The following is a 13,504-nucleotide window of genomic DNA, read 5'->3' as shown; positions in this document are numbered from 1 at the left end:
CTCAGGCATTCGCCAGGTCGCGGTCACGGTGCCGGATATCGACACGTTGTCCGGCATCGCGCAAGTGCCCGCCAAGGGCCTCTGCAACCACAACCGAGCGGTGCCGCCCCCCTGTACAACCAATGGCAATGGTCAGGTAGCGCTTGCCCTCGGCAGCGTAGCGCGGCAGCAGGCTCGAGATCATGCCGCTGAGCCCAGCGAAGAAGTCGGCATAGCCAGGATCGGCGGCGACGTAAGCGGCCACGGCCGGATCGGTGCCGGTCTGCGGACGAAGCTGATCATCATAATGCGGGTTGCGCAGGAAGCGCACATCGAACACCAAATCCGCCTCGCGCGGCAGGCCCAGTTTGTATGAAAACGAGAGTACCATGATACTGAGGCCGGGCAGGGCGTCCAGCGCGAATTGCGCGGCCAGAAGCTGCCGCAATTCGGGCAATGTGACAGTGGAGGTGTCGAAGACCTGATCGGCTTCGGCCTGCAACGGCCGCATCAGATGCCGCTCGGCCATGATCCCGTCCGCCACCGGCCGGTCGGCGGCCAGGGGATGTCGTCGCCGCGTCGCCGTGAAACGCTTGAGCAGCATTTCGTCTTCGCAGTCGAAATACAGTAACTGCACCGCCAGGTCGGGCCGTTGTTTGAGTTCGCCGATCATGGCGATCAGGCGGTCGGGCTGGAAATCGCGTGTGCGACTATCGACGCCGACCGCGATGGCGCGCCGTGCCGCGCTGCTCGCCGTATCGCTGTCCTCTGATACTGTCAGACGGCGCAGCAGTGAGATCGGCAGGTTGTCGACGGCCTCGTAACCGAAATCCTCCAGCAGCTTGAGCGCGGTAGTTTTGCCGGCACCCGATAATCCGCTGACCACGACGACAGGGATTGGTCCTGCACCTGTGCCGCTCATCCGTTCCGCCGCAGCTTTTTGTTGCCGATGACGCGCGCCTCGGCAGGTTCGAACAGCCGCCCGGTCGCCGCCCGCGCCAGCGCCCATTTCACCTTGATGGTCGCACTGGCCGAGAAGGCGTCGAGCGCCAGAACGGGCAGGGCGACCTCGAGCAGGGACTCGAAATGCGGTTCCGGCAGGCGCGGTACCTGTGTCGGCTGAACCAGATCGACGATCAGCGCGACCGGCGTGGCTGGGGCCGGGATCATGGCCACGGGGCCCAGGCCACGGATTTCGATCAGGCCGTGAAGGGCCGGTGGCGCCGACGCCATCAGTCGGCCATCCAGGCATTGCAGGACGGTCTGATCATCGGCCACAAGGCGCGCGCCCGCGTCGATCAGGCGTAAAGCCAGATCGGACTTTCCGGCGCCGGAAGGGCCGCGCAGCAATACCGCTTCGCCCGCAATCGCCACGCAGCTTGCATGCAATCTGATCATCGCCGCGCAGACTGCCGTCCGCTGCCGGGCAGAGTCAATACAGTGCAGCGGTAATCCGGTGTTGGTTAATGCCGATTGTTGCGGAGGGAGTCGCTACAGGGGCAGCCGCACGGTGAAGCGGGCACCGCTCTGGCCGTCATCGCGATTGTCGGCATGGATCTGGCCGCCCAGCGACTGCACGATCTGGCGGGCAATCGACAGGCCAAGACCGGAATGCAGACCGAAGGCTTCCGATGAGGGCCGCTCGCTGTAAAAGCGTTCGAAGATCGATTCCCGGTTTTCCTCCGGAATACCCGGCCCCTGGTCGGTGACGCTGAACATCACGTGGCGGGGTTCGCGGCGTACCGCAACCGTGATAATCCCGTCAGGCGGGCTGAAAGAGATCGCATTGTCGATCAGGTTGCGCGCCACCTGGCCCAGGCGGCCTTCAAAGCCTGGCGCCAGATAGGGGCCGGGTTCGATCACCTTCAACTCAATCCGTGGCATGTCGCCCTTGGCGCGATCGGTATAGGTCTCGATCACCGAGCGCAGCATCTGCGCGATATCGATCGGTGCCGCCTCGATGCGGGCGAGTTCGGCATCAAGGCGGGACGCCCCGGAGATATCCGTGATCAGGCGGTCCATGCGGCGAACGTCGTCCTGCATCACCTGAAGCAGGCGTTCGCGCAATTCTGGTTTTTCGGTGCGCTGGAAGGTTTCCATGGCACTGCGTAGCGAGGTCAGCGGATTCTTGATCTCGTGCGAGACATCGGCGGCGAATCGCTCGATGGCGTCCAGGCGCTGTGACAGGGCTGCGGTCATGGCGCGCAGCACGCTGGAGAGATCGCCGATCTCATCTCTGCGCTCGGAGAAATCCGGGATCGAGAGATGCGCGATGCGGCCCTTTGCGGCGCGGATGCGTTCGGCGGCCTCGGCCAGGCGATGGATCGGCCGCACGATGGCGCCGGCCAGATACAGCGATGCCAGAACGGTGAAGCCGAGAACGGCTGCGAAAATCTTCAGCACGCCCAGCCGCTCCTCGCGCACGCGGGCATCGATCTCGGCGCTGTCGACATTCATCATCAGAGCGCCAACCACCTTGCGCAGACCCTGCACCGGTACGGCTGCCGAGAGCATGATGCGGCCATCGCCAAGGTCGCGCAGCTGCCCAGCCGGATCGCCGGCCAGGGCGCTGCGGGCCTCACTGTAATCGTTGGCATGGGTGAAGGGCAGTTCGACATACCTGGGCAGATGCAGGGTTGTCATGAACAGCGCGTTGACGCGATCATAGATGCCGATCAGCGCCCTTTCCCAGGGCGTGTCGATGTTGGGCGGCGGCAATTGTCGCGTCACCACGCCGCGCCCTGCCGCCAGCAGCAGGCGGCTGTCGGCGATCATCTCGCCCTCGCTGTCGAACAGCCGAGCGCGGGCGTTCGATTGCGCCGACAGGCGGCGCAGCAACTGGCGGGCCAGTTCGGGATCCAGGGCCGGGGAGAACTCCTCAGGATTGATAGCGGATTCGCCAAGCGCGCCGGCGATCAGGCCGGCCTCGTAGCGCAGGGCCGTCAGCCGGCTGTCGATCAGGCTGAGACGGAACTGGTCGACATAGAAGAACGCCAGCACCAGCGAGATCGGCGCCGCCAGGTTGATCAGCAGGATGCGGCGGGTCAGCGGCGACATCAGCCGCCGCCGCGGGCGGGTGTCACTCACCGCTTAGCCCCCACCGCAAGCGGTCTGGCATCACACCGCCTGTTCCTTGAAGCGGTAGCCGACGCCGTAGAGCGTCTCGATGGCGTCGAAGCTGTCGTCCACCGATTTGAACTTCTTGCGCAGGCGCTTGATGTGGCTGTCGATGGTGCGGTCGTCGACATAGACGTTGTCGTCATAGGCCGCATCCATCAGCTGGTCGCGGTTTTTCACATGTCCGGGCCGCTGCGCCAAAGCTTCCAGCAGCAGGAATTCGGTCACGGTGAGCGTGACGTCCTCGCCCTTCCAGGTGCAGCGATGGCGGGCAGGATCAAGCGACAGCGGTCCGCGCACGATCATCTTGTCGGCCGATGTCTGCTCGGCACCGGGCTTGCTGGCCTCGGCACGACGCAGCACGGCCTTGATGCGTTCGATTAGCAGGCGCTGGCTGAACGGCTTGGTGATGTAGTCGTCGGCGCCCATCTTGAGGCCGAGTACCTCGTCAATCTCCTCGTCCTTCGAGGTGAGGAAGATTACCGGCACCTGGCTGACGCGGCGCAGGCGGCTGAGCGTCTCCATGCCGTCCAGGCGCGGCATCTTGATGTCGAGGATGACCAGATCGGGCATCTGCTGGGTCAGGTGGCGGAGCGCCTCGGCGCCGTCATTGTAGGTGCGCACCTTGTAGCCTTCGGCCTCCAGGGCGATGGAAACCGAGGTGAGGATATTGCGGTCGTCGTCGACCAGGGCGATCGTGGCGCTCACGGTTAATTCCTGTATCCCTGAGACATGGATGAAAATTCCCGGAAATCCGGTGATCGAAGTCACACCTATATAGCAACCCTCTGGCCGATTTGCAGGGGGTAGACCAAGGTCGGGCCATGAATACTGCCCCGCTGCTGGCCGCCGGACCCGCCATCCATATCCACCTCGCCGCCACCCTTGCGGCCTTGCTGCTGGGATTTGTCATGCTGGTCCGTCGCAAGGGCACGGCGTGGCATAAACGACTGGGCTGGCTCTGGGTTCTCCTGATGCTGACGGCAGCCGTGAGTTCGTTCTGGATCACTGGCCTGACTGGCGCGCGATTCAGTCCGATCCATGCCCTGTCGGTATTGGTGTTGGTCGCTGTGCCGGCGGCCGTCTATGCGATCCGCCGCGGCCGGCTGCAGACGCATCGGCGCGCGATGATGGCGCTATATTTCACCGGGCTCGTGCTGCCGGGCCTGTTCACCCTGTTGCCCGCGCGGCTGCTGGGCGGCCTGGTCTTCGGGAATTGAGACTCGCGGGGTTAACCCCTCAAGGCAGGCCGTCGGGCGGCAGGATCACGAAGCTGACGCGGCGGTTGCGTGCTCGTGCGGCGTCGCTGCGGCCACGCACCACCGGTCGGGTATCGGCGAACCCCACCGCTTCGAGCTGTCCGGCGGGCATGCCGCTGGCGATCAGGTGGCGCACCACGGTGGCGGCGCGGCCGGCCGACAATTCCCAGTTGCTGGGAAAGCGGAGATTGGCGATCGGCAGATCGTCGGTATGGCCTTCGACGCGGATGAAGCTGTTGAGCCGCGCCAGACTCGGCGCCAGCCTGGCCATCAGTGCCGCGCCTTCGGGCCGCAGGTCGGCCTGGCCGAGAGCAAACAGGATATTGTCGCCCAGCCGCACCACCACATGACGGTCGACCCGCTCGACCACGGCATCGCGGCCCAGTCCCTCGCGCGCCAGCAGGGCCGCAAGCTCGCGTGAGGTGCGTGTGGCCCAGGTCTGGGGCGCTTCGGGCAGTGACGGTTCGCGAGGCGTGGTCACGCTGGCCTGCGCTTGTCCGATACCGGTTATGGCATGTATTTCGGGCGTAGCTTCGGAGGCGGCGCCAGGCGGCGGCGGCGGTGCGATGGCGGGGCGCGTGGTCGAGGATTCGGTCCCGGCCTCCGGCGACACATCCTGGGGTAACTGGCCATCTACCGTCAGCACGGGCACGAAAACAGGGCGCAGCAGCGGGGATTGCAGGGGTTCCGGCGTGGCCTTGATAAAGGTCATCATGGACACCAGCACGACGAAGATGGTCAGCAGCAGTGTGACGGTGTCGCTGTAGGTGACCAGCCAATGGCCGCCGCCCTCATCTCCGGGTGGCGTGTAGCGCACGCTGCGCCAGTTCGGGCGGCGCTGCTGCGGGGGTTGATCGCGGGCGGCATCAGCCATGGATCTCGTCCCGGTAATCGCGCATGAAGCTGTTCATGGCTTCACGTACCATGGTCGGGCCGCGACCGAGCGACAGCAGCGAGATGCCTTCCAGCAGCATGTTCAATTTTGCCACGCGCTGGGCCGTGCGCTGCTCCAGCTTGATGGCGATCGGGCGGAACACCAGATTGGCCAGAACCACGCCATAAACGGTGGTGATCAGGGCCAGCGCCATGCCTTCGCCGATGGCGTTCAAGTCACCGCCACCAAGCTCTCCCAGCATCGCCACCAGGCCGACCAGGGTGCCGAGCATGCCGAAAGCGGGGGCGAATTCCGCCATGGTGCGAAACAGCTTGGCCTCGGCGGTTTCGCGCTCAACCATCTTCTGGATGCGCCAGCTCAGCAGGTGATGCACGTCTTCGACCGAAACACGGTCGATCACCAGTTGCAGGCCAAGGCGCAGGAAAGGATTGTTGATGCCGTTGGCGATCTTCTCGGCTTGCGGCAGCTGATGCTTCTGCAGCGCCATCGCCACCTGCTCCAGAACATCGACCTCGCGGCCAAGCGGCGGCTCTTCGCGGAATATGGCAAACAGCGAGCGGCCGATACTGGCGAGTTGCGACGAGCGGAAGGACAAAAAGGCAGCGGCGATGGTGCCGCCCAGAACAATCGCCAGGCTGCCCGGGTCCCAGTAGGAACCAGCACCGGCGTTGCTGCCGAACAGGATGAACCCTACCAAGCCGGCCGTGATGACGACGCCGATGATGGTCGAGTTGATGATCTGGAAAGAGGGTTTGCTGGGGCGGGACATGACTGGGAATGACAAATGGCGCGGTACTCATACCGCAAACCTGTCTTTTCCTAATCATTACAAATTGTTTAGGCCGTGATCCAGATCAACTGAAAGTCACAGCCTCAACGACATGCTTTGACAGTGACATATACCGGAAATTGAAAGGCGATCTGATTGTGGCTTACTCGCCCTGTCCCAGCAGCTGACCGCGGCGGCGCGAGGCCTCGAACCAGCCCAGGAACGCGGCAAAGCCAAGGCCGAGATAGAGGATGTTCAGGCCCAGCGCGCCGAGCATCAGGTCGCTGCGGAAGTTGCCGTCGATCAGCAGGGCGCGCATGCCCTCGAACACATAGGCGGGCGGCAACGACCACGCCACGGCCTGCAGCCAGTCGGGCAGTACGGTGACCGGGTAATAGACCGCCGCCACCGGCAGGAACAGGAAGGTTGCCGCCCAGGCGATGTTCTCCGCGCCCAGGCCGTAGCGCATCACCAGCCCGCAGACCGCGATGCCAATGGCCCAGCCGAACAGCGTGAGGTTGGCGAAGAATCCTGCCAGCGCGAAGCCCATGGAATAGATCGAGAAGTCGAAGAACAGCCAGGCCATCAGACTGACCGGGATCATGCCCAGCAGGGTGCGGATCACGCCCATCAGCAGCACAGAAGCGGCGAATTCGCTGGGCCGCAGAGGGCTGACGAACAGATTGCCCAGGTTGCGCGACCACATTTCCTCCAGGAAGGAGATCGCGACGCTGAGCTGCACGCGGAACAGCGAATCCCATAGCAGCAGGCCGGCCAGCAGGATACCGAAAGCCTGCGCCACATAAGCGGTCTTGCCGGCCAGAAACTGGGTGAGGAAGCCCCACATGATCATCTGCACGGCAGGCCAGTAGATGATGTCGATGATCCGCATCCACGAACCACCCAGCAGATAGGCGTGGCGGCGCAGCATGGCGCCGATGCGGTTGGCGCTGAATCCAAAAACCTCACCGCTCATGCCGCCGTCTCCGCCTGTGCCTGTGTCGCCGCCTTGCCGCGTCCGCGCGCGATGTCGAGGAACACTTCTTCCAGATCATCACGCCCGTATCGCTGGATCAGTTCAGCCGGTGTGCCGCGATCGACGATGCGGCCCTGCTTCATCATCAGCACCTGATCGCATAGCCGCTCCACCTCGGCCATGTTGTGTGAGGCCAGCATGATGGTGGCACCGCGCTCGGCACGGTAATCCTCCAGCAGGCCACGCACCCAGTCGGCGGTGTCGGGGTCCAGCGAGGCTGTGGGTTCGTCGAGCAGCAGCAGCTCCGGGCTGTTGATCAGGGCCTTGGCCAGCGCCACGCGGGTTTTCTGCCCGGCCGAGAGCGCGCCGGCCGGCCGGTCGAGCAGGGTGGTGAAATCCAGCTTCTGCGCCAGCTGGGCAATGCGCTGCTTCGGTTCCGGCACATCATAGAGCTGCGCGAAGACGCGCAGGTTCTGTTGCACGGTCAAGCGATGCGGCAGATCGACATAGGGCGAGGAGAAATTCAGCCGCGGCAGTACGGCATGGCGGTTGCGCAGCATGTCAGTGCTCAGCACGGTGATGTCGCCGCCGCTGGGCTTGAGCAGTCCGAGCAGCATCGCGATGGTCGTGGTCTTGCCGGCGCCGTTGCCGCCCAGCAGGGCCGTGACGCTGCCCTGCGGCACGGTGAAGTCGATCCCCGCCACGGCCTGGACATTGCCATAGGTCTTGGCGAGGCCGGCCACGACGATGGCAGGCGGGGCGGAAGACGGTGGAGACATGGTCTAAGGCTTTTTCCCGGCAGGACAAATTTGTCCCGCCTTGATATGGACAGGCGGGGGGATTTTGTCTATAACCGCGCGCCGTTGCCACCCTGTTACACTAGACGGGCCGCAACGATGTTGGTGGGCCCAGGTAGCTCAGTTGGTAGAGCAGGGGACTGAAAATCCCCGTGTCGGCGGTTCAATTCCGTCCCTGGGCACCATTCCCTCCATATTCCCCTCATGTTCCGGCGCGCCGCCGCGTTTATCGCGATTTGCGGCCATTATCGACATGCTGATGCCATATTTCCGGCGAAAATCCGCCGGATGATGGTTTTGAAATGTTGGCTTAGCGCCCGCACCCTCCTCATCCTGCTGTTTCTCGCTGTCCCGGCCCTGTCCGGAGCGGCCCTTGCCCAGTCCGCGTTGCCGGCTGCTGATCGTTCGTCCGCGCCGCCGGAAACCTCCGTCGCACCGGACCTGCATGCGGCCGAACTCAAGGCGCTGGCCGATCAACTTGCCGACGAGACCAGACGCAACGAACTGATCGCCACACTGCGGGCCCTGGCTGCTGCGCGCGAGACAGCGACGCAGGATGATACGTCACAGGCGGAAGCCGCCCAGTCGGAAGCTGCTGGCGATCCCGGTGCAGCCATCATCGACGGCGTGATGGCGCAGATGCGCCGGGCCGGCTCGGCCTTCGCCGCCTTCGGTGCGCTGTTCTCCGACCTGCCGGCCCTTATAGACTGGGCGCGGCTGCAGGTGGAGAATCCAAAGCGGCGCGCACTGTGGAGCGATGTCCTGCTCAAGCTTGGCGTGACGCTTTTCTCTGCCCTGTTGCTGCAGGCGCTGGCGCATCTGCTGATCCGGCGACCGCTGGCGGCATTGCAACTCGCTGGTAATGGCCAGGCGCAGGTTCCGGCGCAGTCGTCGGCTTCCGCGGTGTGGTTGCAGATTCTGTTCATCCTGTTGCGGGCGCTGGTCTCCTTGATCCCGATCGCGGTCTTCGCCGGTGCGGCCTATGGCATCCTCGCCCTGCTCGCGCCCAATGCCCTTACGCGCGATCTGGCGCAGATCGTGGTGCTGGCTTTCGTCGCCGTTTATGCCCTTGGCGTGGTCGGCGATGTGCTGCTGGCGCATGAAACGGCGCCGCTGCACCTTGATGAGGAAAGCGCCACCTATGCCCGGCTCTGGCTGCGCCGCCTGGCCATCCTGGCCGCCGTCGGTTATGTCACGGTGCAGGTTGCCGCGCGGGTGCGGATTCCCCCTGACGCTGTTGACACCATCGCCAAGCTGGCAGCCTTTGCCTTCGCGGCCCTGCTGGCGGTGCTGGTCCTGCAATTGCGGCAGCCCGTGGCATCGTGGATTCGCGGCAGCCTGCCGCCATCCGATGTGGCGCCGGCAACGCCACGTAGCCGGCCTTGGCATGTCCTGCGCCAGCGGATTGGCGATGTCTGGCACGTGCTGGCACTGCTTTACATCGTAGCGACCTACGGCGTCTGGGCCTTCGAGGTCGATGGCGGGTTTCGACTGATCCTGCGCGGTACTCTGCTGACCGTGGCCCTGCTGGCAAGCGCGCGGCTGCTGCAATTCACGACCGAAAAGGGTTTCACGCGCCTGTTCGCGATCAGCCCGGACACGCGACAGCGTTTCCCCGGCCTGGAGGAACGGGCCAACCGCTACCTGCCGCTGCTGCTCGGCGCCATCCGTGCCCTGCTCTATGCAATTGCCGCAATCATGATCCTGCAGGCCTGGGGCATCGACTCCCTGGCCTGGATCGCCAGTGAAACCGGACGCGGCGTGGTTGCGCGGGTCATTACCATCCTGCTGGTGGTGCTGGTCACCATTGCGCTGTGGGAAGCGGTCGCGGCCGGCATCGAATATTACCTGACCGGCGGCGCAGCGGGCCAGCCGACGGCGCGTTCCGCGCGGGCGCGCACCCTGCTGCCGCTGCTGCGCCGCACGGTTTCCATCGTGCTGGGCCTGATCGCGGCACTGATCGTGCTGTCGGAACTCGGGATCAACATCGCGCCGCTGCTGGCCGGTGCCGGCGTGGTCGGCCTTGCCATCGGCTTCGGCGCCCAGACCCTGGTGAAGGATGTGATCACCGGCATCTTCATCCTGACGGAAGATACCGTTGCCGTTGGCGACATCGTCGATCTGGGCGGTAATGGCGGTGTGGTGGAGGATATCTCGATCCGCACCATCCGCCTGCGCGACACCGAGGGTATCGTGCATGTGATCCCCTTCAGCGAGGTGACCAAGATCAAGAACATGACCCGCGGCTACGCCCAGGCGCTGTTCGATCTCGGGATTTCCTACCGCGAGAACGTCGATGAGGTGATCGAAGTGATCAAGGCGCTGGCAACCGAGTTCCGCGCCGAGCCGGAGTGGAATGCCCGGATTCTAGACGATCTGGAGATGTGGGGCGTGGATCAACTCGCCGATTCCGCCGTGGTGCTGCGTTTCCGCATCAAGACCCTGCCGGCGCAGCAATGGAGCGTGCGGCGCGAATTCACCAAGCGGATCAAGCACCGCTTCGATGAACTCGGGATCGAGATTCCGTTCCCGCATCAGACGATCTATTTCGGCGCCGACAAGCAGGGCAATGCGCCGCCGCTGCATCTGGCGCGCGAAACCGGCGGCGAAAAGGCTTAGGTTTCCGGATTATCCAGGCTGTCGCGGATCGCCTTCAGCGCCGCATGCAGCTTGTCGTCGCGGATGCGCGGCAGCAGGCGGTCAAGCTCGGCTGCAATCTCAGCCGGCGTGAGATAGCCGCGATAGGCATCCGGCGCCTCATCCAGGCTGCAGGCCGGCGAAGCGGAAGGGCTGGCTTTGTCCATGGCGGCAATCTAGCGGGTAAAAGCGATGCTGTCGCGCGGCGTCTCGGGCCATGCCTCAGGCTGCGGCAGCTTCCGTGCGGCGACGGATGTAGTCGCGGTCCAGCGAGAAGCGCAGGAAAAAACGCTCTTCGCCCTCAATTGTCGCAGTGGCGACCACATCCGCGCCCAGACGGCGATACAGGCCCAATGGCCGGCGCGCGGTGGTGGCGTAGCCGGCCAGCAGGCCGCGATTGCGCAAATCGGCGAAACAATCCGTCCAGAACGCATATCGTGTGCGCAGGTCGTGCCCGTCATTGACGAAAACGGTCAGGAATTCGCACAGGCCTTTATCCTCTGGCATCGCGAATCCAAAAGCCCCGGCCTGGCATTGCCGCAGGGCAACGTTAACCGCCAGCGCGGCGCGCACTTCACCATTTGCCTCGCGCTGCAGGTAAACGATCTGGTCGTTGTAAGGGATGCGGGTCGCCAGACGTTTCGCGTCATCATCCCATTGCCACAGCCAGCGGATCAGTCGGTTGCCGGTTACTGCCGAGAAGGCTCTGTAGAATGAGGCTTCATAGGCAAGCACGGCGTTGGCATCCGACGCATCGAGCAAGGTGAAGCGGCTCGCAACGCTCATCGCGGCACCAGTCGCAGGCTGATATCGCGGTCGGGCGCCAGGGTGATGCGGGCGATCATGCCGACCGGATGCGGATCCGCCAGTTCCAGACGATAGCGTTGCAAGATCATCGCCAGCGCAATCGTCATCTCGATCATTGCGAAGTGATTGCCGATGCAGGCATGCTTGCCGATGATGAACGGCATGAAGGCCTGACTTGGCCAGCTGGTCTTCATAAACCGCTGCGGACGAAACACGTCTGGGTCGCCCCACAATACGGGATCGCGATGCATGCCGAATATCGACAGCAGCAACAGGCTGCCGCGCGGTATCTGTCGGCCATTGAAGTCGTCGTCCTCGATGGCGCGGCGCGAGACGTGATAGACCGACGGATAGAAACGCATGGTTTCGTTGATCGTCGCCTGGGTCAATGGCAGGCGTTTCATGCTTTCCAGGTCGGGGGCGTTGCCGGCCAGAACATGGCTCAATTCGTCATGGATCTGTTCGACCAGTTCGGGTCGGCTGGCCAGCGCATACAGCATCCAGGCCAGTGATGTGGCGGTGGTCTCGAAGCCGGCGATGAAGAGGGTTTTGCTCTCATCGCATAGCGCGGCATCGTCCAGGGCCAGGCTGCCATCCGGTTCGCGGGCGGTGCGCATGGTCTCCAGGATGTCGTGTCTCACCGGGCAGCCATGACGTTCCGAAATATGCGCGTTGACATAGTCATCCATCAACCGCCGGGTCCGGCGCAGGTGCCGGTTGGCCCCGGTCGGCATCCAGCGCGGCGACATGAACAGGGAGGTGTTGCGGCGACGCAGCCAATACAGCCCGTCTCGAACGATAGCGCCGAACCGCGCAGAGCTGTTGCGGTCGATATCGGCGGACAGCAACGCCCGGCCGATCACCGAGAGCGACAGATGCTGGGTTTCAGAGATGGCCTGGATGGGCCGGCCGGCGCGACATTCGGTTTCCCAGTGATCCAGCATGGCCCTGGTTGCGGCCTGTGCTGCTGGTGCCATGCGCTGCAGCCCGTCGAGGCGGAAGGCGGGCAGGATCTGGCGCCGCCGCTTCAGCCAGAAGGGACCGTCGGTGGAGAGCAGGCCCTGGCCGACCACGGCCTGCATGTTGCGATAATGGAAACTGCGTTCGTATTTCTCCTGCCGCGTCACCAGAACCTGTCGCACCAGTTCGGGGTCGGAAACGGCGAGGAAGCGCTTGTGCAGGACGCGGAACCATGCCGCGCCGCCATGACTGGCGGCCACCTCCGCCGGCACCAGATGGGTGGCGGACATCATCTGTGCCGCATGGCCGAGCAGCCAGTGGCCGCGCGCCTGCGGAAAGTCGGTGAGGGCCTCGCCGCTGGCACCGGCGGGGTTCATTGGCCGGCCTCGCGCTCAGCATCGCGCAGCCGACGGGTTTCCTCAACGAAGGCATCGTCCAGTCCGGCGGCGCTCTGCAACAGCCCGCCGAAGCTGGCGGTGAAACGCGACAGGGTCAGGCCGTCGGTGATGGCATGGTCCACGCCGGCCGCCAGACAGAGCATCTTGCGTCCCTCGCGTTCGGCGACGCCGCCAATTGCCACCGTGCAGGTGAAGACATTGGGCGGCAAGGCCCAGAAAGTGCCGGGCACGCCGGGACTCTGCAGGTTGGTCAGGCCAACGGTGCCGTTGATGCGCTTGAGGAGATGCGGGTTGTTGCGCATGCGCCAAGCGAACAGGCTGCGCAGGATCCAGGGCAGGCGGGCGAAGCGGCGGCGCAGCTTCACCAGCGGATCCTGCGACAGGTCGGTATTGGTGGCGGCGCGCAGTTCCCAGTTGATCGCGGCCAGCGATTTCGCCTGCGCGGCGCGGAAGGTATAGCCCACGGCCATGCGGTGCCCGTCGGGCATGCGCCGATCGATGGCCGTGGCGATGTCGATGTCGTCGAAACGGACCAGCGACTTGCCATGGCGGAAGGTGTGCATCATCGGATGTTTCTGCACCGCTTGGGTCAGGCAGTAGGCGACGAAGGCATGCAGCGTCACGGGCACCCGCAACTCGCGACGATACTGCGCGATCAAGGCCATGGCCCGGGTGACGTCGACTTCGATGAAGCCGTAGACGGTATGGCGGCGATGCAGGCTGAGCGTGGTGAGTACGGCGTTGCGGACCACCGGCCATGGCTGGGAATGGAATTTCTCGGTCTGAGTCATCGTGCATGACGGCAGGCCGCCATCGGATGCGACCCGCGACTCCCCCTTCTTGTCGATGCTTGTCCCCCGGCCGCATGCCATGCGGCGCCAGGGGAGTGTCTAGCAACCGCCACGATTAA

General features: G+C 64.4%; 14 protein-coding genes and 1 tRNA gene. 3 read left to right on the top strand and 12 right to left on the bottom strand.

From position 1 onward, the window contains the following. Window position 1 precedes the first annotated feature (1 nt). From rapZ to ACK4FJ_RS09410, 4 genes are all read right to left on the bottom strand, one after another. Window positions 2-901, bottom strand: coding sequence for an RNase adapter RapZ (rapZ, locus tag ACK4FJ_RS09425; RefSeq protein WP_409765729.1), 900 nt, complete (start codon window positions 899-901; stop codon window positions 2-4). Next, entirely contained in the window at window positions 898-1,377 is a 480-nt protein-coding gene (locus ACK4FJ_RS09420) for an HPr kinase/phosphorylase (protein ID WP_409765727.1), read from the bottom strand. The genes rapZ and ACK4FJ_RS09420 overlap by 4 nt, the downstream gene beginning before the upstream one ends. Before the next feature lie 93 nt (window positions 1,378-1,470). Next, a complete protein-coding gene (locus ACK4FJ_RS09415; RefSeq protein WP_409765725.1) occupies window positions 1,471-3,036 on the bottom strand; it encodes a stimulus-sensing domain-containing protein in 1,566 nt (521 codons plus the stop codon). A gap of 60 nt (window positions 3,037-3,096) precedes the next feature. Continuing rightward, window positions 3,097-3,804 carry a response regulator transcription factor gene (locus ACK4FJ_RS09410; RefSeq protein ID WP_409765723.1) on the bottom strand — a complete coding sequence of 236 codons (708 nt, stop codon included), beginning with the start codon at window positions 3,802-3,804 and terminating at the stop codon, window positions 3,097-3,099. 116 nt (window positions 3,805-3,920) lie between these two features. Between ACK4FJ_RS09410 and ACK4FJ_RS09405 the strand changes: the two genes are divergently transcribed. Further along, complete coding sequence (locus ACK4FJ_RS09405; RefSeq protein ID WP_409765721.1) at window positions 3,921-4,316, top strand: DUF2306 domain-containing protein; 396 nt, start codon at window positions 3,921-3,923, stop codon at window positions 4,314-4,316. A gap of 19 nt (window positions 4,317-4,335) precedes the next feature. Here the strand turns inward: ACK4FJ_RS09405 and ACK4FJ_RS09400 are convergent, their stop codons facing one another. The 4 genes from ACK4FJ_RS09400 to ACK4FJ_RS09385 form a co-directional block, all read right to left on the bottom strand. After that, on the bottom strand, window positions 4,336-5,229 hold the full coding sequence (locus ACK4FJ_RS09400) for an OmpA family protein (protein WP_409765719.1): 894 nt from the start codon (window positions 5,227-5,229) through the stop codon (window positions 4,336-4,338). Then, a complete protein-coding gene (locus ACK4FJ_RS09395) occupies window positions 5,222-6,019 on the bottom strand; it encodes a motility protein A (protein WP_409765717.1) in 798 nt (265 codons plus the stop codon). The genes ACK4FJ_RS09400 and ACK4FJ_RS09395 overlap by 8 nt, the downstream gene beginning before the upstream one ends. A gap of 163 nt (window positions 6,020-6,182) precedes the next feature. After that, window positions 6,183-6,995, bottom strand: coding sequence for an ABC transporter permease (locus ACK4FJ_RS09390; RefSeq protein WP_409765715.1), 813 nt, complete (start codon window positions 6,993-6,995; stop codon window positions 6,183-6,185). Beyond that, window positions 6,992-7,774 (bottom strand): ABC transporter ATP-binding protein, encoded by a 783-nt coding sequence (locus tag ACK4FJ_RS09385; protein WP_409765713.1) that lies wholly within the window; start codon window positions 7,772-7,774, stop codon window positions 6,992-6,994. Before ACK4FJ_RS09385 ends, ACK4FJ_RS09390 begins: the two co-directional genes overlap by 4 nt. A gap of 127 nt (window positions 7,775-7,901) precedes the next feature. Here ACK4FJ_RS09385 and ACK4FJ_RS09380 point away from each other — a divergent pair. Both ACK4FJ_RS09380 and ACK4FJ_RS09375 read left to right on the top strand, forming a co-directional pair. Further along, window positions 7,902-7,977, top strand: a tRNA-Phe gene (locus tag ACK4FJ_RS09380). Between the two features lie 202 nt (window positions 7,978-8,179). Continuing rightward, on the top strand, window positions 8,180-10,411 hold the full coding sequence (locus tag ACK4FJ_RS09375) for a mechanosensitive ion channel family protein (protein ID WP_409765711.1): 2,232 nt from the start codon (window positions 8,180-8,182) through the stop codon (window positions 10,409-10,411). Here the strand turns inward: ACK4FJ_RS09375 and ACK4FJ_RS09370 are convergent. Genes ACK4FJ_RS09370 through ACK4FJ_RS09355 form a run of 4 tightly spaced genes read right to left on the bottom strand, consistent with a single transcriptional unit; the run spans window position 10,408 to window position 13,385 of the window. Further along, a complete protein-coding gene (locus ACK4FJ_RS09370; protein WP_409765709.1) occupies window positions 10,408-10,596 on the bottom strand; it encodes a hypothetical protein in 189 nt (62 codons plus the stop codon). The two genes, ACK4FJ_RS09375 and ACK4FJ_RS09370, sit on opposite strands and share 4 nt — an antisense overlap. Window positions 10,597-10,651: 55 nt before the next feature. Further along, the gene (locus ACK4FJ_RS09365) at window positions 10,652-11,215 is read right to left on the bottom strand and encodes a hypothetical protein (protein WP_409765707.1); all 564 of its coding nucleotides are present in this window, start codon (window positions 11,213-11,215) and stop codon (window positions 10,652-10,654) included. Next, entirely contained in the window at window positions 11,212-12,573 is a 1,362-nt protein-coding gene (locus ACK4FJ_RS09360) for a cytochrome P450 (protein WP_409765705.1), read from the bottom strand. Before ACK4FJ_RS09360 ends, ACK4FJ_RS09365 begins: the two co-directional genes overlap by 4 nt. Further along, entirely contained in the window at window positions 12,570-13,385 is an 816-nt protein-coding gene (locus ACK4FJ_RS09355; protein ID WP_409765703.1) for a 2-oxo acid dehydrogenase subunit E2, read from the bottom strand. Before ACK4FJ_RS09355 ends, ACK4FJ_RS09360 begins: the two co-directional genes overlap by 4 nt. Window positions 13,386-13,504: the final 119 nt, after the last annotated feature.

Source organism: Ferrovibrio sp., assembly GCF_046297595.1.
Classification (GTDB): domain Bacteria; phylum Pseudomonadota; class Alphaproteobacteria; order Ferrovibrionales; family Ferrovibrionaceae; genus Ferrovibrio.
The sequence above is the reverse complement of the archived record's forward strand: the minus strand, read 5'-3'. Positions and strand labels throughout refer to the sequence as shown.